The 21,224-nt window shown below is 62.6% G+C and carries 18 protein-coding genes; 9 read left to right on the top strand and 9 right to left on the bottom strand.

The window, feature by feature from the left end:
* Positions 1 to 174: 174 nt before the first annotated feature.
* A complete protein-coding gene (locus LPJGGPFB_RS19325) occupies positions 175 to 1,092 on the top strand; it encodes a GlxA family transcriptional regulator (RefSeq protein WP_234902938.1) in 918 nt (305 codons plus the stop codon).
* Positions 1,093 to 1,215: 123 nt separating this feature from the next.
* On the opposite strand, the gene LPJGGPFB_RS19320 is transcribed toward LPJGGPFB_RS19325, so the two are convergent.
* Positions 1,216 to 1,638, bottom strand: a complete 423-nt coding sequence (locus LPJGGPFB_RS19320) for a RidA family protein (RefSeq protein WP_173421551.1) — start codon at positions 1,636 to 1,638, stop codon at positions 1,216 to 1,218.
* A gap of 390 nt (positions 1,639 to 2,028) precedes the next feature.
* Between LPJGGPFB_RS19320 and LPJGGPFB_RS19315 the strand changes: the two genes are divergently transcribed.
* The gene (locus LPJGGPFB_RS19315; protein WP_077501159.1) at positions 2,029 to 2,280 is read left to right on the top strand and encodes a hypothetical protein; all 252 of its coding nucleotides are present in this window, start codon (positions 2,029 to 2,031) and stop codon (positions 2,278 to 2,280) included.
* A 169-nt stretch (positions 2,281 to 2,449) separates the two neighbouring features.
* On the opposite strand, the gene LPJGGPFB_RS19310 is transcribed toward LPJGGPFB_RS19315, so the two are convergent.
* The 8 genes from LPJGGPFB_RS19310 to LPJGGPFB_RS19275 all read right to left on the bottom strand — a co-directional run bounded on the left by LPJGGPFB_RS19310 (position 2,450) and on the right by LPJGGPFB_RS19275 (position 12,139).
* Positions 2,450 to 4,135 (bottom strand): Na/Pi cotransporter family protein, encoded by a 1,686-nt coding sequence (locus LPJGGPFB_RS19310; RefSeq protein WP_173421550.1) that lies wholly within the window; start codon positions 4,133 to 4,135, stop codon positions 2,450 to 2,452.
* A 29-nt stretch (positions 4,136 to 4,164) separates the two neighbouring features.
* The gene (locus LPJGGPFB_RS19305; protein WP_173421549.1) at positions 4,165 to 4,770 is read right to left on the bottom strand and encodes a histidine phosphatase family protein; all 606 of its coding nucleotides are present in this window, start codon (positions 4,768 to 4,770) and stop codon (positions 4,165 to 4,167) included.
* On the bottom strand, positions 4,767 to 5,867 hold the full coding sequence (locus tag LPJGGPFB_RS19300) for an ABC transporter ATP-binding protein (protein WP_173421548.1): 1,101 nt from the start codon (positions 5,865 to 5,867) through the stop codon (positions 4,767 to 4,769). The genes LPJGGPFB_RS19305 and LPJGGPFB_RS19300 overlap by 4 nt, the downstream gene beginning before the upstream one ends.
* The gene (locus LPJGGPFB_RS19295; protein WP_234902937.1) at positions 5,864 to 7,612 is read right to left on the bottom strand and encodes an ABC transporter permease; all 1,749 of its coding nucleotides are present in this window, start codon (positions 7,610 to 7,612) and stop codon (positions 5,864 to 5,866) included. Before LPJGGPFB_RS19295 ends, LPJGGPFB_RS19300 begins: the two co-directional genes overlap by 4 nt.
* Positions 7,613 to 7,666: 54 nt before the next feature.
* The gene (locus LPJGGPFB_RS19290) at positions 7,667 to 8,785 is read right to left on the bottom strand and encodes an ABC transporter substrate-binding protein (protein WP_427858287.1); all 1,119 of its coding nucleotides are present in this window, start codon (positions 8,783 to 8,785) and stop codon (positions 7,667 to 7,669) included.
* A 27-nt stretch (positions 8,786 to 8,812) separates the two neighbouring features.
* Positions 8,813 to 9,649 (bottom strand): MurR/RpiR family transcriptional regulator, encoded by an 837-nt coding sequence (locus LPJGGPFB_RS19285; protein WP_173421546.1) that lies wholly within the window; start codon positions 9,647 to 9,649, stop codon positions 8,813 to 8,815.
* A gap of 454 nt (positions 9,650 to 10,103) precedes the next feature.
* Positions 10,104 to 10,958 carry a MurR/RpiR family transcriptional regulator gene (locus tag LPJGGPFB_RS19280; protein WP_173421545.1) on the bottom strand — a complete coding sequence of 285 codons (855 nt, stop codon included), beginning with the start codon at positions 10,956 to 10,958 and terminating at the stop codon, positions 10,104 to 10,106.
* Between the two features lie 101 nt (positions 10,959 to 11,059).
* Positions 11,060 to 12,139, bottom strand: a complete 1,080-nt coding sequence (locus tag LPJGGPFB_RS19275; RefSeq protein ID WP_210264526.1) for a polyamine ABC transporter substrate-binding protein — start codon at positions 12,137 to 12,139, stop codon at positions 11,060 to 11,062.
* Positions 12,140 to 12,304: 165 nt separating this feature from the next.
* Between LPJGGPFB_RS19275 and LPJGGPFB_RS19270 the strand changes: the two genes are divergently transcribed.
* The 7 genes from LPJGGPFB_RS19270 (at position 12,305) to LPJGGPFB_RS19240 (ending at position 21,207) form a co-directional block, all read left to right on the top strand.
* Positions 12,305 to 13,396, top strand: a complete 1,092-nt coding sequence (locus tag LPJGGPFB_RS19270; protein WP_173421544.1) for an ABC transporter ATP-binding protein — start codon at positions 12,305 to 12,307, stop codon at positions 13,394 to 13,396.
* 1 nt (position 13,397) lies between these two features.
* Positions 13,398 to 14,297, top strand: a complete 900-nt coding sequence (locus tag LPJGGPFB_RS19265) for an ABC transporter permease (RefSeq protein WP_173421543.1) — start codon at positions 13,398 to 13,400, stop codon at positions 14,295 to 14,297.
* 9 nt (positions 14,298 to 14,306) lie between these two features.
* Positions 14,307 to 15,137, top strand: coding sequence for an ABC transporter permease (locus LPJGGPFB_RS19260; RefSeq protein WP_173421542.1), 831 nt, complete (start codon positions 14,307 to 14,309; stop codon positions 15,135 to 15,137).
* A 2-nt stretch (positions 15,138 to 15,139) separates the two neighbouring features.
* Positions 15,140 to 16,264, top strand: coding sequence for a DmpA family aminopeptidase (locus LPJGGPFB_RS19255; RefSeq protein WP_173421541.1), 1,125 nt, complete (start codon positions 15,140 to 15,142; stop codon positions 16,262 to 16,264).
* A gap of 370 nt (positions 16,265 to 16,634) precedes the next feature.
* Positions 16,635 to 17,972: an HlyD family secretion protein gene (locus LPJGGPFB_RS19250; protein ID WP_173421540.1), complete on the top strand. Its 1,338-nt coding sequence runs from the start codon at positions 16,635 to 16,637 to the stop codon at positions 17,970 to 17,972.
* A 20-nt stretch (positions 17,973 to 17,992) separates the two neighbouring features.
* Positions 17,993 to 19,237 carry a hypothetical protein gene (locus LPJGGPFB_RS19245; protein ID WP_173421539.1) on the top strand — a complete coding sequence of 415 codons (1,245 nt, stop codon included), beginning with the start codon at positions 17,993 to 17,995 and terminating at the stop codon, positions 19,235 to 19,237.
* An 8-nt stretch (positions 19,238 to 19,245) separates the two neighbouring features.
* A complete protein-coding gene (locus tag LPJGGPFB_RS19240) occupies positions 19,246 to 21,207 on the top strand; it encodes a glycosyltransferase family 2 protein (protein WP_173421538.1) in 1,962 nt (653 codons plus the stop codon).
* The last annotated feature ends 17 nt before the right edge of the window (positions 21,208 to 21,224 follow it).

Raw genomic sequence — 21,224 nt, 5'->3', positions numbered from 1 at the left:
GGGAAAGCTAAGCCGGGGGCCGTCGACCTGTTAGAGCCGATATGGACAGGAGCGGGGCATTCATGCCAATCATCGGCGATGTTTCCGAAAAACACCGATGGCGCCGATCTCACCGTCAGCATTCTGGTCCTGCCTGAAACCGGCCCCATGGCAGTTTACGGCCTTTACGAGGTCATGAGCCATGTCGGCAGGTTTGATGCCGGCACGAGGCGGCCTCCCGTTCGCCGATTGCGCCCGCGCATCGTCGCGCGGCAGATGGAACCGTTTCCTTCCGCCATCGGCGTGCCGATCGCGCCGCAGGAAACGATCGACACGCAAGCCGATGCAGACCTGATCATCATTTGTGATCTGGAGCTGGGGCCGACGGACTTTCCCAGCGGACGCTGGAGCCAAGAAATCGCCTGGGTGCGCGAACAGTTGCGGCGCGGCGCGACGGTGTGCTCCACCTGCAGCGGCTCGCTGCTGCTCGCCGAAGCAGGCCTGCTCGACGGCAAGGACGCGGCATCGCACTGGACTGCCGCCGGGCTATTCCGTGACCTCTATCCCGCTGTCCGTTTCCGGCCGGAGCGCATCCTGTGTGAAAGCGGCTACGATGGACGGCTGATGACCAGCGGCGGCGCCTCGGCCTGGCAGGAGCTTGTGCTTTACCTGATCGGCCGCTTCTGCGGCCCGACGGAGGCGGCCCGGATCGCCAAGCTCTTTCTGATCGGCGATCGTCGGGACGGGCAACTGCCCTTTGCGGCGATGGCGCAGCCACGGCGGCATGAGGATGCCATCATCGCCGGCAGCCAGATATGGATCGCCGACCATTATGCGGTGAGCAATCCGGTAACCCGGATGGTCGAGCAATCCGGGCTGCCGGAACGCACGTTCAAGCGTCGCTTCAAGCAGGCCACCGGCTACGCGCCTGTCGACTACGTGCAGGCCATCCGCATCGAGGAGGCCAAGCAGATATTGGAAACCAGCGACGGCGGCATCGACGACGTCGCGGCGGACGTTGGGTATGAGGACCCGACCTTCTTCCGCCGGCTGTTCAAGCGCATGGCGGGCATCAGCCCGGCGCAATACCGTCAGCGTTTTCGCGCGCGCTAGCCGCGCACGCGCCATCCTGGATGGGGCATTTCACCCTGCCTCAGCCAAAGGGGATAGTGGCGCGATGAACCCGCCACGCAGGCTTCGGACGGGCGCCCAGGGTGACACCCGTCCTCGTTCCGGTTAGCCAAGCGCCGCAACAGCCTCGATCTCAAACAGCATTCCGTCGAGCGCCAGCCGCGGAACCGGGATCAGCGTGCATGTCGGCTTGGTACCGTGGCCGAGTGCCGCTTCCAGTTCGGCGCCGAAGACGTGCAGTCGCTCTTCGGAGTGATCAACGATCAGCACCGTCAGTTTGACGATATCACTTGGCCCAGCGCCCGCCGCGGCAAGCGCGGTGCGCAGATTGGCAAGCGCCCGGCGAACCTGCTGCCGGAAATCCGGATCGAGGCTGCCTTGCTCATCCTCCCCTCCCTGGCCGGCGATGAAGACCATCCGCACGCCTGATGGAACCACGCCGACATGGGAATAACCATTGACCGATGCATCATAGAGCCCGACCGGGTTAAAGAGACGGACAGGCGATTTCGAAAGTGTCGATGCCATTGTTTTGCTTTCCGTTTGTTGCACGAGGAAGCCTTGGAAAGCGCATTTGCACGATCGTCGATACGGTGTGCCGTCGTGCGCACCTTCCGGCTCCATATCACCTTGACGAACCGGCAACGCCCGCTGTGACGCGGTCGCGTGGCATTTTTTTCGCTTGCTCATGCACGTCGCGAACACCAGCCGGCGCGCCCGCCGGGACCTTCGCAGCGAAACAGACAAGATCCGACGCCGACGCCCCCGCGACACCATGGACGAACTGCTTCCACCCTCGCAAAGTTGGATAGCCTCCCGGCGACGCTGAAGGCGGCCTTGATTGCCCCAGCGGCAATGGCGTAGCTAGAGGCAGTCGGTTCGACGGATCGATCCAACCGACATGGCAAAAGGTGTCGCATGAACGAAGAACCGAAAATCGTCCTGTCCCCGCTCTCGCAGGAATTCTCGCGCGACGGGATCACTGTGACAGTCGAAATCTCCCGCGTCGAGGACGGCAACGAATGGGCGCTCGAAGTCACCGATAGCCAGGGCATGTCGACGCGCTGGGAAGACCTGTTTGCGACCGATGCGGCCGCGCTCGCCGAATTTCTGAGCGCCGTCGAAGAGGACGGCATGTCCGTGTTCGTGATGCCCTCTGCACTGCACTGACAAGCGTCAGCGAAGATAGATCGTCACGAGATGCGATAGGGGGGCGAGGGTTGCCCCTTACGCCTCGGCATAGCTCTCCGTCCGTCGCCAAGAGAAGACAACCTTGTTCGTCTGTAGACAGACGCGACAAGGCCATCCGGCCGGTCATTGCACCGACCCCGTTGGTTTCTCACGCGAGCCGTTCGCTTAAGGCAGACGTGCGAAGGCGGGTCTCGTTCAGCAATCCCGCCGCCTGGATCAGCGGGTAGGCCGCAGCGGCTATGTGCGAATTGATCCGGTGCAGGTCGCCGACGAGATCGATGAACAGGGCGTTGCTGCTCAAACTGACGCCCTTTTCCATGCCTTCCCGGCCGAGATGCCCGTTGATTGCGCGCTCTTCAAGCGCGCGGAAGCGGTCCTTCTGCGAAGCCAGACGAGCTGCCGCGCCGACGTCGCGTGACGAAAGGGCCGCGGGCACCAGGCGCAGCGAGGAGGCCACCTCCTCGCAAAGCCTGTCGATGGCCTCGCGCTGGCTCGGCGCGAGCTCAATGTCCTGCCTGATCTTTGCCCGGATGCGGTCAGCCAGGTTGAGCTTGATGACGTCGCCGGCATGCTCGATATTGCTGGCAAAGAGCATGATCTCGAAGGCACGGCGGGTGTCGACCGCCGAAAGCTCGCCTTGGGCCAGGCGGCCGAGATAGGCATGGACCGAGCCCATGTAGGTCCCGAGCTTGAGATCGATGGCGTTGACCTCCTTCAATGCCTCCAGCCGACTGGAAGACAGCGCGGTCAGCGACGTCAGGAACATTCGCTCCAGCAACTCGCTCATCCGGATCGTCTCCATCGTCGCATTGGAAAGCGCAATGGCTGGCGTCGCCAACGAGACGCTGTCGAGATAGCGCGGCGTCGCCAGGGGATCGTCGGCGGTCGCGGCATTCGGGATCAACCGGTCGACAATACGCACGACGACTGGGGTGATCGGCAGGAACACGGCTGCGACCACAAGATTGAACGCGGCATGGAGCCCGACCGCAACATGCAAGGGGTCTATCGGCAGATGCCCGGCAAGATCGACGATCTGTCGTGACAGCGGCAGCAGTGCCACGGCCAGAAAACCACGACAGAGCAGATTGGCGACCGGAAGCTTGCGGGCGACAGACGGCTGATCGAGGGTCGCGCTGACGGCAGGCAGACCGCCGCCGAAATTGACGCCGAGGATCAAAGGCACGGCGCCGGCCACCTCCAGGCTGCCATTGGTCATGAGCGATGCGATCAACAGAATGACCGCCAGGGTCGAATGGCAGAACCAGGCGAGGATCGCACCGACGAGGAAGCCGAGAACCGGCTCATTGGCAATCGCCGCCAGAACGTCGTGAAACAGCGTGGCCTCCCGCAAGGGAGCCGTCGCCGAGACGATGACCTTCAGTGCCAGGAGCATGAGACCAAGGCCCATCATGATCCGACCGGCATTTCGCGGGCGAAACTCGCTCGACGCGCCGAAGGTGAGATAGCCCGCGAACAGAAAGAGTGGCGCCATCGTCGTTGCCAGCGACGAGCCCGACGCGAACAGGCCGGAAACGAGCGCCGAGCCGATATCGGCCCCCAGCAGCACCGCAAGGCCCGTCGCCGACCCGATAGCGCCAGCCCCTGCCAGGCCGGCGATGATCAGCGCCATCGCCGTGGCGCTGCCGAGAACGGCGGTGGCGGCGATACCACCACCGAACGCGGTCAGCCGGTTGGAGAGCCGCTGCTCGACGAAGCGCTGCAGCCGGTCACCCCAACCGCGCATGACCCCGGTCCGCACCATCCGCACGCCCCAGAGCAGCAGCGCGACGCCGCCGAGCAGTTCCACAATGACAAACGTTCCGGAATTCATGTTTTGCGAGGCCCTTGCGCTTCAGGCGATCAATCGGCGACAGATATGTCGGGAGCGACAGATCCAATGTTGTAGCCTTCGAGCTGCGCTGCAGACCGGTCCGCCACGGGGAAGTTCAGGATGGTTGCCGTTCCCGGCGTGACGGGAACGACGCGCGAGGGCGGCAGGTCCAGAAATTCGTGGCAGGCCGCGCGGATGACGCCGCCATGCGCCACCACGAGCAGGTCGCCGTCCGTTCGCGACATCCAGTCGCGAACCCCGTCGGCGACGCGTTTGCGAAAGGCGATCCAGGTTTCGGCATTGGCGGGCGTGAATGTCCCGGCGCGCCAGGCGGTGTAATCCTCCGGGCGCTCGGCGATCAGCTCCGGCTTGCGCCGCCCCGTCCATTCTCCCATGTCGAGCTCGCGAAAGCGCTCGTCGGACGGTGCATCTGGATGCCCGATAAGCGCAACGGTCTGCCGAGTCCGGCCGAGATCGGAGGCGATGATGCGCGCAGGCTTTAGCGCCTTGGCATAGGGACGGAACCGCCGGACCTGGGCCATGCCGCGCTCGGACAGAAGCGAGTTGTCCTGGCCCTGTAGTCGTTGTTCGGCGTTCCACTCGGTTTCGCCATGGCGCATGAGGATCAGCCTCATTGAGTTATCCTTTCTCCGCTGACGGCAAAGACTGCGTCAGGGGTCCGTATGAATGACAGTGTGACGGGGTCGCCAGGCATGGCGCTGAAATAACCTTCCGCCATGCCGGTGATCCTGAGTTCGCCGAGCATAGCCGTGACCATCGTGCGTCCGGCAATCGGCGCGGCCTCCGCGAAACGCGCGGTGACCGAAGGCTTGTCCGCCACCGCGCCAACAGACACGTCTTCGGCGCGATAGAGGAGCTGTACCGCGTCGTGACCGGGCGCGATGGAACCCGAGGTCAGCGGTGTATCGTTGAAGACGAACATGTCCGCGACCCGGCGTGCCGGCAAAAGATTGGCCGGCGGCGTGCCGAGAAAGGTGGCGACGAAGGTCGTGGCCGGATTGCGCAGCAGTTCGATCGGCTTGCCGAACTGCTCGACGCGGCCATTGTTGAGCACGGCGACATGCGTCGCCATGGTCATGGCCTCTACCTGATCATGCGTGACATAGACAGAGGTAGCACCGGTTGCCCTGTGGATCCGCATCAATTCGCTGCGCATCTCGATACGCAGCTTGGCATCAAGGTTCGACAGGGGTTCGTCAAACAGCAGAATGCTCGGCTCCGGCGCGATGGTGCGGGCGATCGCCACGCGCTGCTGCTGGCCGCCGGAGATTTCCGCGGGATAACGCTCGGCAAGGGCGCCGATGCCGAGCAAAGCAAGGACTTCCTTGACCCGACGATCGCGCTTTTCGCGCGGCCACCGAGCAACCTTCAAAGGCCATGCGATATTGCCGGCGACCGTCATGTGCGGCCACAAAGCGTAGCTCTGGAAGACGAGGCCGGCGTTGCGTCGGCCCGCATCGGCAATCACGCCGCCCGCACCACTCGACACGGTCTGGCCGACAAAGGCGATCTCGCCTTCACTCGGACCTTCCAGTCCCGCCAGCATGCGCAGCAATGTCGACTTGCCGCAGCCGGAGGGGCCGACGAGGACCAGGAACGAGCCGGCTGGTACCGATATGTTGACATCCTTGACCGCGGTGAAGGCGCCAAATCGCTTGACGAGGTTGCGGATCTCGATGGCGTCCGCGGCGCCGGTTGCAAGTGCGTTCATGGTTGTTTCCATTTCTGGACGCGGTTCTGGAGGCCATGGGCCAGAAACGAGGCCGCAAGGCAGACGATAAGGATGACGAGGGTGATGGCATTGGCGAACTGCATGAAGCCCTCGGCGGCATAACGATAGGCGACCATGCTGAGCACGGGCGACGTCGCGGTGAACAGGAGCACGACCAGCGAGAGATCACGCACCATCTTGACGAAAACGAGGATCGCTCCGGCAAACAGGCCGCGGATTGCCAGCGGGAAGATGATCGCGAACAACCGGCGAAGCAGGCCCGCTCCGGTCAGCCGCGCGCTTTCCTCAATGTCGGCGGAGATCTGGCCGAGAACCGATCGGCCGGACTGCACCGCGAAGGGGAGATTATGCGCAGATGCCGCAATCACCAGCAGAGCGAAGGTGCCGTAAAGCGAAGGCAGCGGGCCGATCGGTGCACCAAAGAGGGCAATATAGGCGGCGGCAAAGGCGATGCTCGGCACCAGAAGCGGGACGAAGGCAAGCTGGGAAAGGATCGTGGCCAGCAGGCTGCCACGGCGCTGGACGATGGTGTAGGCGAGCGCGAGGCCCAGCAGCATCGTTGTCAGCGCGACGACAAGGCCGAGGCGGATCGTGTTCCAGAGGGCGTCGATCAGCACCGGGTTGCGGAAGATACCCGCCTGCCCTTGTGCAATTTCGCCGCCGCCTTCGCCAATCCAGAAATGCAGCGTCCAGTTCGAAAACAGCGCGCCGCTTTGCGGTGCAAGGCTTGAGGCGGCGAGCACCAGAACCGGTACCACGGTGGTCAGAAGACCGATGGTTACGGCAACCGCAAAGAGCGGCCAGCGCCAGGCACCAAGGGGAAATCGTTTCGTGCGACCGCCCTTGCCGGTGACCGTGACGAAGGCCTTGCGGCCAGAGACGATGCGGTCCGACATCCAGAGAAACAGCGCCGACACGGCGATCAGAAGCAGAGCGAGCACGAAGCCGCGCTCGTTTTGACCGGTTTCGATCATGCCGAAGAGGCGGGTGGAAAGCGTCTGCATGCGCACCGGCAGGCCAAGAAGTGCGGGCGCTGCGAAGTTGGCGACGGCGCCGGCAAAGGTAAGAGAAGCGGCGGCGATCAGGGCCGGCGTGACCACGGGCAGGATGATGCCGAAGAAGATGCGCGGCCGTTTGGCACCGGCCATCTGCCCCGCCTCAACCAGATCCGCGCCGACCGAACTCAGGGCTGCGGCGATAATCGTATAGGCGAGCGAGTAGTAGTGGGCGATCAGTACGATCGCGGTCGGCACCAGCCCCCAGGCGAGCCAGTCGGGAATGGCAAGGCCATTGGTCTCGAAGAAGCCAGCGGAACCGCCGAGGCGGGAATTTCGAAACAGCGTTCCCCAGGCGAGCGCCGCAGCGAAGCTCGGAATCATATAGGGCAAGGTCCCCATAAGTCCGAGCAGGCGACGTCCGGGCACGTCGGTCAGAACTACGAGCCATGCCAGAAATCCGCCGAGGATGAGGCAGCCGCTGGCGACCCCGAAGCCGAGAACCATTGTGTTGAACAGCGGTCGCCACCAAAGATTGAAGGACAGCGGGCTGACAAGCACCGCCTGCCAGGCCGCGATGCCTTCAGGGGTGAGCGTCGACAGAAGGATGCGCGCAAGCGGCGCCACCACCAGGATGGCGACGATGGCAACGAGGATTGCCGGCATGACGAAGCCTGATCGGAGCAGCCGGCGACCGCCCGATGGCGCGAAGGTCGATATGAATGTCATTTGCGAACCTCGGCGTTTGCCGGCGCAAGCTCAGTTGCGCCGGCAAACAGCCTGTTATTGAAGCGTGATGATGAGATCGGAGACGCGTCCGCGGGCGGCGGCGGTCTTGGCCGGGTCGATAGTCCAGGCCTTCAGCTCCCCGAGTTTGACGGAGTCCGGATGGTGGGCGATGGTCGTGCGCGTGGCATAATCGCCGGGAACGTTGAAGGGTTCAAAGCCGGCACCTCCCGTGGGCGTGTCGTCGCCGAACATAAAGTCGATCAGCAGCCGCGCGGCGGCCGGATGCGGTGCCTTGTCGGCAATCGTCAAAATCGCGGGAAACAGAATGCCGTTGGCCGGCTCGACATTGTTGGCGACCTGCAGCGCCCATCCTTCCTTCTCGTTGTCGCGGCGGTCCGAATAGGTGCCAAAGCCGACGGGCGGGTTCTTGGCCGTTGCGTCGCCGACCGACTTGTTGAGCACGTCGCTGTTGGGGACGAGGATCAGGTCGTTGGCAAAGAGATCCTTGATGAACTGCTCGCCGGCGCCCTGAAGATCGGCGTCCACGGCAATATCCTTGCCGAACTGCGCCTTGTAGGCCGCGGCCATCTCATCCGGATGGAGCGCGATCTCGGTCAGGAGGTCGAGCAGTTCGCCACGCTGGCTCGGATCGACCATCAGCACCTTGCCCTGCCACTCCGGCTGGGTCAGCTGCCACAGATTGGTGACCGGTGAGCCGCCGGGAAAAGCCTTCTCGTTGTACATCAGCACCTTGGTCGACAAGCGCTGGGTGAGCAGCGGACCTTTGTATCGATCGTCGATCTGACCTGCCACGCGCGGCGGCACGTAGTTGACGATGCGCTTGGCTTCGAGAAGCTTGCTGAAGACCACCGGCGTGTCGGCGATGTAGAGCACGTCGACGGCATGCACGCCGGCCTGCTGTTCGGCTTCCAGGCGCGCGATCTGCTTCGTCGAACTCATGTCGAGACCGATCAGATCGATGCCCGGATAGGTTTCCTCGAAGGCTTTCTCGATCTTGGCGATGCGGCTCGATAATGAGAAGACGGTGACGCTGCCCTCCTTCTGTGCGAGCGGCAGCAGCTGCTCGGGTGTCATGCCATCCAGATCTGCCGCCATAACTGCCGTCGGCAGCACGACGCAGGCCGCAAGTGCGGACTTCATCAGTCGCTTCAACATGGTTTCCTCCTCCATTTTCCCCAGTCAATCGAAGTCGTTGAACAGCTCCGACAGTTTCTCCAGCCTGCCGATCACCTCGCGCTCATGCCTGCCGGCAATCGTCAGGACGATGCCGTTGACGATGGCAAACGGAATGGTCGGTGTCTGAAACTCGCTTCCCGAACGCCCGCGGGGTGCTGCGAGCATCAGGTCCGCAACCGGCTCCATCAGCGGGCCGGCAAGGTCCGAAATCAAAATCGTCCGCGCGCCGACGCGCCGGGCATGCTGCACCAGCGGCGCATAGCTTTGCGGCTGCTTGCGAAAGGCGAGTGCGACGACGATGTCGTTCTTGTCCATGCTGACCATGCGCTCGGCGATATCGCGACCACGGCCGGTCAGCGCGATCGTCGTCATGCCGAAGCGGTCGAGCCGGCGCTGCAGGAAGCCGGCGACCGACTGCGCGTGCCCCTGACCGAACACGAACACCCGGCGCCCCTCGAAGATCATGTCGGCGGCCAGGTCCACGTCACCTTGCGGCACCGAACGCGCCAGTGTCTCCAGGGCCGAAATCTCGGCCGCGATCAGATCGGTCAGGTAGTCGCCGTGCTCGACCTTGGCGACCGAGCGGCGCATGCGGGTCGCGGCATCCTGATCGTCAAGCACCTCACGCTGCAGTTGCGCCCGCAGGTCGGGAAAGCCGCGGTATCCGAGCTTCTGCGCCAGGCGGGTCACCGTTGCCTCATGAACGCTGGCGCGCTGCGACAGCTGCGGCCCGGACAAAAAGGCAGCCTCCGCCCGGTTCTCAAGCATCGTCGAGATCAGCTTCTGATCCGCCTCGGTCAGCCTTTTCGATTGTGCCTTTATGCGATCGATGAGTGTCATGGCGCTCTACAAGTTTCTTTGCGTGACCCATCGTTCAAGCAAACGATCTTGCAGTCAAGGCTACGCCCGCAAGAATCCTTGCAAGACCCTGCAAGGCTTGGTCCAATGCTCGAAAGTCAGTCCAATTTCTGGGGTTTTCTGCAGCTATCGGACGAAATTAGCGCCAAAGTCGGTAGAAAACTGGCGCTTGCGACAGTGCAGAATGGTGCCGACAAAAATCTTTGCAAAGACCCGCAAAGGATCGGACGCCGCGCCGCCGATCAGCGGGACGGCGGTCGAAGGCGCGGGCGGCTGCAACGGCGGTTGGCACCGAAACATCGGCCTGGTCAGCAGGGCATCCATTGGCCACCACGATGTTCAATCGCGGCCCATGGGAAAGCATTTTGGAAAGGAGGCAGCAGGCCTCCCGCGACGACGAACGAAGGCAGCGCAAGTGGAGCGCCCTTGGCGCTGCTCAAGCCTCGAAGTCGCCGAACACGTCCTGAAGCCGCGTCAACATGCCGACGCGCTCGCTGACCTCGTCGCCGAGAACGACGATAATGTTGCTGAGCATCAGGTCCATGACGGCGATGGTCGTCGCCGCGCCGTCCCATAGGGGGCCGTGCGAACCCGGGACAACCAGGCAGATATCCGACACTTCCGCTGCCCAGGGGCAATATTCGTCGGTGTAGAGGATAACCTTGACGCCGGCGCGGCGCGCTTCCATCGCAAGCGGCTTAGCCTTGGCAGCAAAGCGCCTGACATCGTGCAGGAAAAGCACGCGCCCCTCGACCGAACCATCCAGCAGTTCCGAATAGGTGCCGTTCAGGCCATCGACGAACTGCACCCGCGAGCGGGTATAGGAGAGCTGGCTTGCGAAATACTGGGCGATGCCGCGCACGTTCTGATAGGCTGCGACATAAACCTCGCTGGCGCTGATCAGCGCCTCGATCGCCTGCTGCCATTCCGGCGAGGTGGTCAGTTCGTAGACCAGACCGAGATTGTTGATCTGTTCCTGGATAAGGCCGGCGAGCAGCTTGCCCTCGCGAATGTCTTCGCGCAGTCGATCGACCGGCCCCTTCACCTGCCAGGCCGGGTTGGAGCTGCCGCGCCGCAGCTCGTGCTTCAGCTGATCGAGGCCATCGAAACCCATGCGCCGGAGGTAGCGCCCGACAGTCATCGGCGAGAGCTCGAGACGGCTTGCGATCGATTTTGCCGTTTCGAACGGGATCTCCGCCAGATTGCGCTCGATGTAGTGGGCAATCAGCCTGTCGGATTTCGACCGCCTGAGTTCCTCGCTCTGCACGAGCTTCAGGATTCGTTGTGCCACATCCCCTCCCCGGAGGTATTTCCGCCCGCTTGCAGTGCCGCGCGCCCGATATCCGACGCAAAATACGCTGTACGCGGGCGGAATTGCCGATCTTTCCGCCGTTACTGCGCCGTCTTCACCTTGGTCCAGACGCGATCGAGCTGGCGCACGCCGGAGCCCAGGTCCTCGAAGATCTGGAGCCGTTGCATCGTTTCGGGCGTCGGATTGATCTCCTTGCTATTCTTGATCTGGTCGGGGGTCAATTGTCGCGCCGGCACGTTGGCGGTGCCGTTGGTCTGCTGGGAAACGTTGAGGGCAGCGACTTCAGGACGGGTGTAGAACTCCATGAACTTCATGGCGTTGTCCTTGTTCGGCGCCGTCTTCAACACGCACATATCCTCCTGATACATGGTCGCGCCTTCCTCCGGGATCACGTAGCCGAGGTCCTTCTGGTTGGCGAAGACATCGACCATCGCGCCGACGAAGAAATGGCCGGCGGCCACGTCGCCAGACTGCACCATCGGCCGCGTATCGTAGGTGAATGCAGCGACGTCAGGCTTCATCGCGATGATCGTATCGGCCGCCTGCTGCAGCTCGGCCGGGTCGGTCGAGTTGACCTTGTGGCCGTTGAGGATCAGCCCGACGGCCAGCACTTCGCGCATGTCGTCGAGCAGGGTGAACTTCAGCCCCTTTTCCTTGACGGTCGCGATCAGGTCCTTCCAGCCGACGACGTCCTTGCCGAGCACCTTGCGATTGTAGACGATGCCGACGGTTCCGAAGGCATAGGGCAAGCAATACTCGCCCTTCGGGTCGCTCTTTGCCCTCAGGAATGCCGGGTCGATGTTCTTGAAGCCTTCAAAGGCATTGATATCGGTCTTCTCGAGGAGGTCGAGCTTGGACATGATGTCCTGCATGTGGACCGACGGAAAGACGACGTCGTAGCCGGTGGCGCCACCCTGGATCTTCGCCAGCATCTCCTCGTTGGAGGAATAGGTAGAAAGGTTGACCTTGATCTGCGTCTCTTCCTCGAACTTCTTCAGGACGGCTGGATTGATGTATTCGCCCCAGTTGTAGATGTTGAGTTCGGCCGCCTGGCCAAGGCCGGCCATGGCGAACAAGGCGGACAGCGAGAATGCGGCGGCCCGCGTGGAGCCCAGGAGTTTGGCCTTGGTCGCCCGGACGACGCGGCTTGCTTTTGTCATAGATAGTCTCCTCTGATGGTTCGTGGGGCTTGGCGCCCCAGGATCGGACCGTTCCCTGGTCCTTGCCGGCTCCGGCTTCTGCGGCCGTTGACACCGATGAACAAATGGTATCCATATATCCAAAACGCACAAGCGTTATTTAAATAACATTTTGGGGAATGACAGATGCAGGATTCCATTGTCCGGCTGGAGGGGGCGAGCAAAGCCTTCGCCACTCCGGAAGGCGGGAGCGTGACCGCGCTCGACGCCATCGATCTTCAGGTGCGGCGCAACGAGTTCCTGACGCTGCTCGGTCCATCCGGCTGCGGCAAGACCACGTTGCTGCAGGCGATCAGCGGCTTCGTCGAACTCGACGGCGGACGCATCCTGATCGACGGCGAGGACATGACCGACAGGCCGCCCTACCGCCGCCCCGTCAATACCGTGTTCCAGAACTACGCGCTGTTTCCGCACATGACCGTCGGCGAAAACACCGCCTATGCGCTTGAGGTTGCCGGTGTCGCCAAGGCCAAGCGGCGCGAGCAGGTGGCAGCGGCGCTGAAAATGGTGGGCCTTGAGGGCATGGAGGGCCGGCGTCCGCGCCAGCTCTCAGGCGGCCAGCAGCAGCGCGTCGCCCTGGCCCGCGCCATCATCGCCCGTCCAAAACTGCTTTTGCTCGACGAGCCGCTTTCAGCCCTCGACAAGAACCTGCGCCAGGCCATGCAGATCGAGCTGAAGACGTTGCAGCACGAACTCGGCATCTCCTTCATCTTCGTAACCCACGACCAGCAGGAGGCTTTGACGATGTCGGATCGCGTCGCGGTTCTCTCCGGCGGTCGCATCCAGCAGCTCGATACGCCGCGGGCGATCTACGACCGTCCGGTCAACAGTTTCGTCGCCACCTTCATCGGCGCGAGCAACCTGTTCGAGGGGCGGATCGATGGCGACCGGTTGATGACCAGCGACGGCACGGAAATTCGCTATCGGCGAACCCCGTCGACAACGTCGGGTGCCGCGACTGCGCTGATCCGTCCGGAACAATTCTTTCTCGCCGACGCGGGAGAGCCGTCCCCCACGCTTGACGTCGACCTCGAAGCGATCGTGTTCGTCGGCTCGACCTTCGAATTGTTCGGCCGCACACCGGCAGGCAGAAAGATCGTCGCCGAGATCCCAGCCGGCCGCCGCAGCCTGATCGGCGAGATCGAGCGAACGCGCCGCGCCAGGCTCGCCTATGATCCGGCCGCCGTTCACCTCATTCAACCGTGCGCGGAGGCGTGAGATGTCGATCGCCATTCGCCGCCGCGTCCAGCTCGTCGTCCTGCTCGGTCCCGTTTCCCTGTTCCTTGCCGTGTTCTTCCTTGGCCCGCTGGCGATCATGATGGTCACGAGCTTTCTGGCACCGGGGCTTTACGGCGGCGTCGAGTGGACCTTCTATCCCCACAACTTCGGCCGCATCCTCGGTTTCGCCGATCCGATGTTCGAGGATTTCGATCCCGTCTACATCGCCATCTTCCTCCGCTCGGTAAAGATCGCGGCACTGACGGTTCTGGCCGCCCTGCTCGTCTGCTATCCCGCAGCCTTCTGCATTGCCCGGTTGTCGGAGCGGTGGAAGAACTTCTGCCTGTTCCTCATCACGCTACCCTTCTTCACCAGCCTGATCGTTCGCCTATTCGTCTGGGTGCTGATCCTGCGCCAGACCGGCCTCGTCAACGAGATGCTCCTGTCGACGGGCATGATCGCCCGGCCGCTGGACCTGATCTATACGGACGGCGCCATCATTCTCGGCATGGTCTATGTCTTCATCCCGTTCATGTTCATGCCGGTCTATGCCAGCGTCGAGAAGCTGGACTGGACGCTGGTGCGCGCCTCGCTCGATCTCGGCGCCGGCCCAATCCGCACCTTCTGGCGCATCATCCTGCCGCTGACGGCCCCCGGTATCGTCGGCGGTGCGATCATCGTCTTCATCCCGGCGCTCGGCAACTTCGTCGTTCCGGCCATCCTCGGCGGCGCCAAGGTGATGATGCTCGGCAACCTGATCGAGCAGCAGTTCCTGGCCGCCCGCAATTGGCCCTTCGGCTCGGCGCTGGCGATGATGGTCATGAGCGTGATGCTGGTGCTGCTGCTCGTCTACGTGTTCGCATCGGGCCGCCGCGGCGCCGACGCCGCGCTCAATCGTTGAGGTCTCCCCATGAAGATCGCTCAATCCCTCTTCCGCGGCAGCCTCGTCGCCTACACCGGCCTCTTCTTCGCCTTCATCTACATTCCGCTGGTGGTGATCGCCGTCTATTCATTCAATTCCAACCCGGTCAACATGATGACCTGGACCGGCTTCACCACCGAATGGTACGCGCAGGTGCTGGGCTTCAAGACGACGGTGTCCGAAAACGCGCTCTATATCGAATCGACCGGCCAGCTTCTCCAGGCCGTGTGGAACAGCCTCGTCATCGCCACCTCCACGACGCTGATCGCCACCGTGTTCGGCACGGCAATCGCGATCGGCCTCTACCGTTTCGACTTTCTCGGCCAGCGCTTCTATCGGGTGATCATGTTCATGCCGATGCTGATGCCCGACATCGTGCTCGGCATCGCGCTTTTGATCTTCTTCGTCAATTCGGGCATCCACCTCGGCCTGACGACGATCATCATCGGCCAGTGCACCTTCCTGATTTCCTATGTGTTCATCGTCGTCTCGGCGCGCCTTGCGGGCATGGACCGCACGCTGGAAAACGCCTCGGCCGATCTCGGCGCCGACGAATGGACGACCTTTCGCCGCGTGGTGCTGCCGCAGCTTCTGCCCGGCATCGTCGGCGGCGCCCTGCTCGCCTTCATCATCTCGATGGACGATCTTGTTATCACTTACTTCATCGCCGGCGTCGACGTGACGACACTGCCGATGTTCATCTTCGCCATGCTTCGGCGCGGCATCAAGCCGGAGATCAATGCGATCGCCGTGATGATGCTGACCTTCTCCTTCGTCGTCGCCTCGCTTGGCCTCTACCTCCGCTCCCGGCAGAAATGATCATGGACAATAAGAACACTCCCACCACTAAAGCCCGCGCCCGCGACCTCGGCCTGCCGTTTTCCGGCCGCACCGGCCCTTTCAACGCCATCACCGATGTCGAAGGCATTGCCGTCGGCTTCCACACTATCTCTGAGGACGTACCTCGCCCGGGCCGCAAGCGCCCGGTGAGAACCGGGGTCACCGCCATCCTGCCGCACGCGGGCTCGGACGTGCCTGTCCCGGTCTATGCCGGCGTGCACCGTTTCAACGGCAACGGTGAAATGACCGGCACCCACTGGATCGAGGACGGCGGCTTTTTCCTCGGGCCGGTGATGATCACCAACACCCACGCTGTGGGCATGACCCATCACGCCACGATCAAGTGGATGCTGGAGCGTTATGCCTCCACCTATGACAGCGACGATTTTCTCTGGATCATGCCGGTGGTCGCCGAGACCTATGACGGCGTACTCAACGACATCAACGGCCAGCCGATCGGCGAGCCGGAGGTTCGATCGGCACTCGACGCGGCCGTGGGCGGACCTGTTCAGGAAGGCAATTGCGGCGGCGGCACCGGCATGATCGCCTATGGCTTCAAGGGTGGCACCGGCACCGCCTCGCGGGTGGTCGAATTTGGCGGGCGTGATTACACGATCGGCACGCTTGTGCAGGCCAACCACGGTCAGCGCGACTGGCTGACGATCTGCGGCGTACCGGTCGGGGAACACATGCGCGATGGCACGCCGCAGAGCCAGATGCAGGAGCGTGGCTCGATCATCGTCGTCATCGCCACCGATCTGCCGATGGCTCCGCATCAGTTGCAGCGCCTCGCCCGCCGCGCGGCTATCGGAATCGGCCGCAACGGCACGCCCGGCGGCAACAATTCCGGCGACATCTTCCTGGCGTTTTCGACCGCCAATCCGCAGCCGATGGCGCACCGCGCCCCGCCGCGCCTGACGCTCGAAATCGTCAATGACGAAATGCTCGATCCCGTCTATCTGGCCACGGTCGACAGCGTCGAAGAGGCGGTGGTCAATGCCATGTTGGCGGCGGAAGATTCAGGCGGTACAGCGCACGACCGTTTCAAGATCGATGCCATCAAGCATGGTCCGCTTGTTGAGGTCTTGCGCAAATACGGGCGCTGACACCGCCCGCTCCCGGCCGGGCGCAATCTCGATTGCCCCACGCCGGCCGGCACTCCTCGCCGTTTGCGGTGACCCCGGCAGTGGATTTGGCGTGCCGCTCATTTCTTGTGCAGCTGATCAACGCAAAGACAGATGCCGTTAAACGATGCAATAAATGCGTATATATTGATCAATAATTTACTAATATTCGACCTTGACGGGGTATCGACGACATGTAACCCTTAAAAACATGGGAGGATGCGTAGCATAAAAATCACCGTTGGAGATTAAAGCTATGTCTTCCAAGACAAACAAAGACATTTCTACAAATCATACTAAATCAGTCAGAATTTTATCTCTTGGTGTGCTCGGTGTTGTCGGATCGACGTTCATGACAACGATTGCACCGCCGGTCTTCTCATCATCAACGACACGCGCCGTCACCAACGCCCCGGTCGTTTCAATCACCTCGCCGATCGGCGGGCGCGTGGTCGAGGTCAACAGTGAAGCCGACGGCAACCTCCCGCTTGCAACGATCGAAAACGACCGCGTCGACCGCTCGACCTTGATCGGCCTGACGATCGAGCTGACGTCGCTTCAGAACGATCTGGCGCTCAAGCAATCGATCCACGCGGACTATCTGCGCCGCATCGCCGATCTCGAACGAGACCTGGACCGCCAACAGGCGGCGATCATCATTCGGTCAGACAACGACCTGCGCAACGCGCAAGCCCACCTGGAAATCGTCAGCCTGTCGTCCGCCAACGAGAAGAACGCCGCGGTGCGGAAACTCGGCCTCGTGAAAAAGGGCGTGATCGCCGGCAACCGGGATGAGCTTGCCAATACGCTGAAACTTGAGGATACGAAGATCGTAGCCGCCAGATTGCGGGTCGAGATGTTGAGTGCGGATCTCGGCAATGCCCGCTCGGGCATCTTCGTCGGCGGCGAACAGCAATCGTTGCAGGACCTTCAGCGGGAAATCCGCAATGTGAAGGCCGACCGCTCGCAGATCAGCATCCAGACCGCAACCATCCAGGCGCGCATCGACCAGCTGAAGGCTCTGGCGAAAGCGGAAGAAGAACGCATCGCCAAGCTCGTTCGCGCCGATGTGGCGATTTCCGCGCAGGCAAAGCTCTTCAAGACCGTGGCACAAGTCGGAAAGCAGGTCAGCGGTGGCGACACTCTGGCAGAATCCGTCAGCTGTGCCGATGCCTTCGTCGTCGCCATCTTCTCCGAGCGCCAAGCACAAAGCCTGTCATTGGGGGCAAGCGTGACGGTGGAGGCCGACGGTTGGGACGGTCCGGTTCTTGGCCGCGTCGAGCGACTGGTGCCAAAGACGACGGAGCGGGTCGATCTCGACTATGCCGTGCCATTTCCGCCGACGGAACGGCGCGAACTCTACGCCTTCATAACCCCCGATGCGGCGCATTCGGACAATGGGGTCGTGAACAAGTTCTGCGAAGTCGGCACGTGGGTGACTGTCAGCATGCCGAAAACCTGGGTCGTGTGGACCCGCCGCCAGCTCGACAACACGTCGAGCGCACTTGCCGGTTATGCCGGCCAGCTCCGGCAGCACCTGGCAGCGTTTACGGACGCTCCCACGGCAACCCCAGGCGAGCAGGCGAAGATCACGCGTGTTTCGCCCCGCGGTGCCCGCCTTGCCGCCACCACCACGCTGGCCGTGGCGATGAAGCCCGACAGCACCGGCATTCGTGAGAAAGCACTCTGACGTTTGTGAGGTTTCGGCTGATGTCTCGCTCACCCCTTGCCCTGGGATCACGGGCCGTGGCGATCGCCTGCCTTGCCTGCCTTGCCTCGCCTGCCACGGCCGCCGAGGGCACGGCGCAGGCGCTTTGCGATGCGATCGCAGCCGTGCAGCACGAAACGGTCGGGCAGCCTCCGGCGGTCGGCTTCATCCCAAGTTATCGGCCGGGACCGAACGAAACGGCCTTGCCGCAGCCGCTGGCGACGGCGGCGTTCACTTACGACAACGCGCTTGCAGTCATGGCCTTGCTTGCCTGCGGCAGGATTGCTGCAGCCCGATCGATCGGTGACGCATTGCTGGCCGCATCGAAGACAGACCGGCAGTTTCGCGACGGCCGCCTGCGCAACGCCTACCGGATCGGCGAAATCACCGTGCCGGTTGCCCTTCCCGGATGGTGGGATGCCGACGGGGGCCATTGGGCCGAAGACGAATATCAGGTCAGCACCGCCCTTGGAAATGTCGCCTGGGCCGCACTCGCCCTGCTCCAGCTTCATGCTCGCACGCGCGAGCCCGCCTATCTCGAGGGCGCCATCGATCTCGGTACGTGGCTGAAGAGCGGACTTCGTGAAGACAGCGCCGGCCTGACCGGCGGATATTTCGGCTTCGACCCGGTATCAAAGCCCATCCCGTGGAAATCGACGGAACACAATATCGATGCGCTTGCCGTCGCGCGCTGGCTGAAGTCGGAAACCGGAGACCCGCAATGGGATCCATTAGCGCGCTCGACCCTGCATTTCGTCACGAGCATGTTCGACGGCGAGCAAGGGTTCCTGATCGGCACCGATACGTCAGGCAAGCCGGTGCGCAACGGCATAACCGTTCTCGACGTCCAGATATGGCCGTTGATGGTCGTGCCCGCGGGCGAGCGACCGGCGGGGTGGAACGAGGCACCCTTGCGCATCGACGCCAAACTCGCAGTCCCAGGCGGCTACGACTTCAACGACGACCGGGACGGAATGTGGATCGAAGGAACTGCGCAGGCAGCACTGATGTTTCGGCTGGAGGGTGACGAAGAGCGTGCCGAAGGGTTGTTGGAAAGCGTGATGGACAATCGCGACGCGGCGTCGGGCTGGCTGTTTGCCACCCGCGACGAGGAATTATCGACCGGGCTTACGATCGACGCTGCGGGTGTCGGGGGGGCATTTCGGTACTACCGACGGCCGCATCTGGGCGCCACGGCCTGGGCCGTTCTCGCAGCCACGGCTTACAATCCCTTCCGCGCCAATTGAGTGCTGTCATGTTTTTCCACCTCGATTCCGATCTCACAAGCGTCCTTCTGTTCGATCTCGGCGTTGCACTGGCGTTCCTGGCGCTTGCCGCCCTCGCGGATCCGCGAAACCCGCTGGAGAGGGTTGCCTTCAGCATCGTCACCGCAGCGTCGCTCACGCTCTATATCTGCTGGCGACTGCTCGACACCCTGCCCGACCTGGAACCGACTGCGGAAAGCCTCTGGCCCTATGTCTATTTTTCGTTCGAGGCTATCTCGATCGTCTACGCGGTCGCCTCCGTCCTGATCCTTTGCCGCACCACGGACTGGACGGCCGAGGCGGATGCCGCAGAGAGCGAACTTGCCGCAAACGGCCGCTATCCATCGGTTGCCGTTTTCATCTGCACCTACAACGAGCCGATCCATATTCTGGAAAAATCAGCCGTTTGCGCCAAGGCGATGGATTACCCGGATTTCCAGGTCTATGTCTGCGACGACACCCGTCGCCCCGAAGTGCGCGAATACTGCGAGACCATCGGCGTCAACTACATTACGCGCCCGGACAACCGGCATGCCAAGGCCGGCAATCTGAACAACGCGCTGCATCTGACGAACAACGAGAGACCATCCGATTTCATCATGGTCCTCGACGCGGACTTCGCGCCACAGGCAAACTTTCTCAAGCGCGTCGTCGGCCTGTTCAGAAACCAACGCATCGGCATCGTCCAGACACCGCAGTTCTACTTCAACGCCGACCCGATCCAGCACAACCTGCACATCGCGTCGAGCTTTGTCGACGATCAGCGCGTCTTCTTCGACACGTTCCAACCGGCAAAGGATGCGGTCGAGTGCGCCTTCTGCGTGGGAACGAGCTTCGTGGTGCGCCGGGCTCTCGTCAACGAAATCGGCGGGTTCCCGCACGAAGCCCTGTCGGAGGACATGCTGCTCTCCTATCGTCTGATGGAGCGCGGATACGTGACCCGATGGCTGAACGAGAAACTCAGCGTCGGCCTTTCCGCCGAGGGCATTCCCGAATACATCACCCAACGAACCCGGTGGTGCCTCGGCACGATCCAGATCGGTCTCCTGAAGGATGGCCCGCTGTGGCGGGGGCATTTTACCCTGCGCCAGCGCTTTCACTATCTGCACGGACTGCTGTGCTGGCTGTCGAAGCCCTTCATTCTGTGCCTGCTTTTCGCGCCGTCGATTTACTGGCTCTTCGGCATTTCCGCGCTTCAGGCCGACGAGCTTCTGTTCATGAAGTACGGCATCTCGTCATTGCTGGTGTTCTGGGTCTACGCATCCTGGATCTCGGGAAAACGGACATTGCCGCTGTTCACCGAGGTCACCCATGCGCTGACGGCGCTGCCGGTCACGCTTACGCTGCTGCAGGCGATCCGCCGTCCGTTCGGCCGCCCCTTCAAGGTGACGGAGAAAGGCGGCGACCGTGCGCGCATGCGTGTACACCTGCCGACGGCGCTCTTCTTCGGCCTGGTGACGGTGCTTTCCGGTCTTTCGGTGCTGCAGACGGTGCTCGCTTGGAACGCGCCCACGGATTTTTCCGAACGCGAGATCCTCAACCTCGTCTGGTCACTCGTGTCGATGACCATCGCCTTCGTCAGCCTGCTCGTCTGCATCGAACTGCCACGATACGGGCAGGAAGAAGTCATCGACGTGTCGCTGGACGGGCAGTATCGGCAGGCGGGCCAGACCGTCGACATCAGCATAGGCGGGCTGTCGGCGGACAGCGTCCGCATTCCGGGCCTCGACGCGGCGCGAACAGATGATGCAGCGGTCTACCTGCCGCAGATCGGCTGGGTCCGCATTGCCGAAGGCCATGAGGCCGATGGCGGATTGACGATCCTGCCGACAGCCGAACAACGCAGCGGCATCCTGCGCCTGCTGTTCGGCGTGCCGCGCGCCCAAATTGCCGATCGCGGCAGCTTGCGCGCATCGATGGCCGGCCTTCTGCGGCGCGCCTTTATCGGTTGACCCTTGTCGGAAACGGT

The sequence above is a fragment of the Ensifer adhaerens genome, from assembly GCF_013283195.1.
Lineage (GTDB): Bacteria > Pseudomonadota > Alphaproteobacteria > Rhizobiales > Rhizobiaceae > Ensifer > Ensifer adhaerens_G.
Note: the sequence above shows the minus strand (reverse complement) of the source record. Positions and strands in the feature narration are given on the sequence as shown.

Bases quoted from the DNA above. Each gene is read 5' to 3' on its own strand.
- LPJGGPFB_RS19270 (WP_173421544.1), top strand. From the start codon at position 12,305: ATGCAGGATTCCATTGTCCGGCTGGAGGGGGCGAGCAAAGCCTTCGCC.
- LPJGGPFB_RS19245 (WP_173421539.1), top strand. From the start codon at position 17,993: ATGTCTCGCTCACCCCTTGCCCTGGGATCACGGGCCGTGGCGATCGCC.
- LPJGGPFB_RS19305 (WP_173421549.1), bottom strand. From the start codon at position 4,770: ATGAGGCTGATCCTCATGCGCCATGGCGAAACCGAGTGGAACGCCGAA.
- LPJGGPFB_RS19260 (WP_173421542.1), top strand. From the start codon at position 14,307: ATGAAGATCGCTCAATCCCTCTTCCGCGGCAGCCTCGTCGCCTACACC.
- LPJGGPFB_RS19310 (WP_173421550.1), bottom strand. From the start codon at position 4,135: ATGAATTCCGGAACGTTTGTCATTGTGGAACTGCTCGGCGGCGTCGCG.
- LPJGGPFB_RS19315 (WP_077501159.1), top strand. From the start codon at position 2,029: ATGAACGAAGAACCGAAAATCGTCCTGTCCCCGCTCTCGCAGGAATTC.
- LPJGGPFB_RS19325 (WP_234902938.1), top strand. From the start codon at position 175: ATGAGCCATGTCGGCAGGTTTGATGCCGGCACGAGGCGGCCTCCCGTT.
- LPJGGPFB_RS19250 (WP_173421540.1), top strand. From the start codon at position 16,635: ATGACAACGATTGCACCGCCGGTCTTCTCATCATCAACGACACGCGCC.
- LPJGGPFB_RS19240 (WP_173421538.1), top strand. From the start codon at position 19,246: ATGTTTTTCCACCTCGATTCCGATCTCACAAGCGTCCTTCTGTTCGAT.
- LPJGGPFB_RS19300 (WP_173421548.1), bottom strand. From the start codon at position 5,867: ATGAACGCACTTGCAACCGGCGCCGCGGACGCCATCGAGATCCGCAAC.
- LPJGGPFB_RS19275 (WP_210264526.1), bottom strand. From the start codon at position 12,139: ATGACAAAAGCAAGCCGCGTCGTCCGGGCGACCAAGGCCAAACTCCTG.
- LPJGGPFB_RS19320 (WP_173421551.1), bottom strand. From the start codon at position 1,638: ATGGCATCGACACTTTCGAAATCGCCTGTCCGTCTCTTTAACCCGGTC.
- LPJGGPFB_RS19255 (WP_173421541.1), top strand. From the start codon at position 15,140: ATGGACAATAAGAACACTCCCACCACTAAAGCCCGCGCCCGCGACCTC.
- LPJGGPFB_RS19265 (WP_173421543.1), top strand. From the start codon at position 13,398: ATGTCGATCGCCATTCGCCGCCGCGTCCAGCTCGTCGTCCTGCTCGGT.
- LPJGGPFB_RS19295 (WP_234902937.1), bottom strand. From the start codon at position 7,612: ATGACATTCATATCGACCTTCGCGCCATCGGGCGGTCGCCGGCTGCTC.
- LPJGGPFB_RS19285 (WP_173421546.1), bottom strand. From the start codon at position 9,649: ATGACACTCATCGATCGCATAAAGGCACAATCGAAAAGGCTGACCGAG.